Annotated in this window: 3 pseudogenes; all 3 read left to right on the plus strand. The window is 36.2% G+C overall.

Annotation, left to right across the window (positions count from 1 at the left end):
* Positions 1–187 (plus strand): annotated as a pseudogene (locus tag ACFIMW_RS09185) (hypothetical protein); the annotation flags it as partial.
* Positions 188–263: 76 nt separating this feature from the next.
* Positions 264–1043: pseudogene (locus ACFIMW_RS09190) on the plus strand (ERF family protein).
* Position 1044: 1 nt separating this feature from the next.
* Positions 1045–1668 (plus strand): annotated as a pseudogene (locus tag ACFIMW_RS09195) (lambda exonuclease family protein).
* Positions 1669–1679: the final 11 nt, after the last annotated feature.

Here is a 1679-nt window from a genome sequence, read left to right on the forward strand (position 1 = left end):
TTATAATAACGTCAAAATATATGATGGACATATTTTTGGTTACATACAAATTTATGGAAATGTGATTATTGATGCGGATTCAAGAATTTATGGCAATGTAAAAATTTATGATAATTCAGAAGATTGTAAACAAACCATGACCGCCCAGAGCGGCGTCTCTTCACAAAAGGATATCATTCCTTTCTAGCAACACAAACAACTTTTAACACATGCGTGATTCACTCCACGGGAGAATTGCGCACAAATGGAGGAAATCAAGATGAGTGAATAAAAACACTAACTTAACAGAAATTGAAGAAACACATCATTTAGCCGTCGAATAAACTGCTATGGAACGCATTGTAAACAGAGCCTTAGAAAATAATATCGATATGGACCGTCTCGAGCGTCTCATTGCTTTACGAGAAAAAGAAATAGAACGACAAAACTACGAAAGATTTGTCAGTGATCTTTCAAATATGCAAATAGAATATCAAAAAATACAAAAATATCCATATAAACAACTAATATGCAACCCTTGACTAAGTACATTGATGCTGTAAAGAAGACTCTTGAAAAACACCGATTTGCTTTGTTTTCTCGTATCAAAGAACAGAGTTTAGACAATATAATTATAGAAATGACTTTGATGCATCCATTTGGGAATAAAATCTCAACAGAAAGAAAGTTTTCTTATGACACTAAAGGATGCAAATCAAATATACAATCGGTTGGTTCTGGAATCATATACGCACGCAGATATCTGGTAGGTATGCTTCTTAATGTCGTGAGTGAAAATGATGATACAGATGGGAACCCACCTATTAAAAAGCTTTTCCACAACAGATCAATGCAATCAGAAGACTCATAGTATAAATTCAAACAGAAGAAGAAATACTTACTTATGTCAACGTCAAAAAGCTTGAAGATATATGTCTGAAGAGCAAGCACAAACGGTGTTACATCTTTTGAAAGATAAACAAAACAGGTAAAAGGTAGAAACAGATTCTACTATACAAGATGCCGATCTAGCAACGCCACACGAACAGGGAACGGCGCTGTGAGATGGAGCAAAGAACAGCAAAATGGTTTCATGCGCGTTTAGGAAAAGTCACCGCTTCAAACGTTTACAACGTACTCAGTAAGACAGCTAAAGGTTTGCCTACAAGCAAATATGAAGATTAAAAAATGAAACTCATGACAGAAAGCTTAACAGGGGAAATAAGCCAATCTTATACAACACCTGCTATGCAATGGGGCATTGAACATGAAGAGAATGCCTTGATAGAATATGCGTTCATTTATGACACCAATGTCACAAGATGCGGGTTTATCCAACACCAAAAAATGGAAATGGCGGGGGCTCGTCCTGATGGGTCCATTGGAGAGGGCTGTTTAATCGAAGTCAAATGTCCACAATCAACAACCCATCTTCGTTTTTTTATTTATGACGAAATCAAGCCTTAATATATCGCACAGATGCAATTCCAAATGGTTTGTACAGGACGAAAGTGGTGTGATTTCATGAGCTATAATCCAAACTTTGTAGGCAAATCTACTGGTTTGAGAATGAAAATAAAACGCGTCAATCGTGATGAGAAACACATTGAAGAGATCAATAAAGCGGTCGAAATCTTTTTAGGGGAAATAGAACAAGAGATGCAAAAGATTTTGGCAAAAGCTGCTTAAATCTATGGAGG

It is taken from the genome of Bartonella sp. AC329YNZD (assembly GCF_042196685.1).
Lineage (GTDB): Bacteria > Pseudomonadota > Alphaproteobacteria > Rhizobiales > Rhizobiaceae > Bartonella.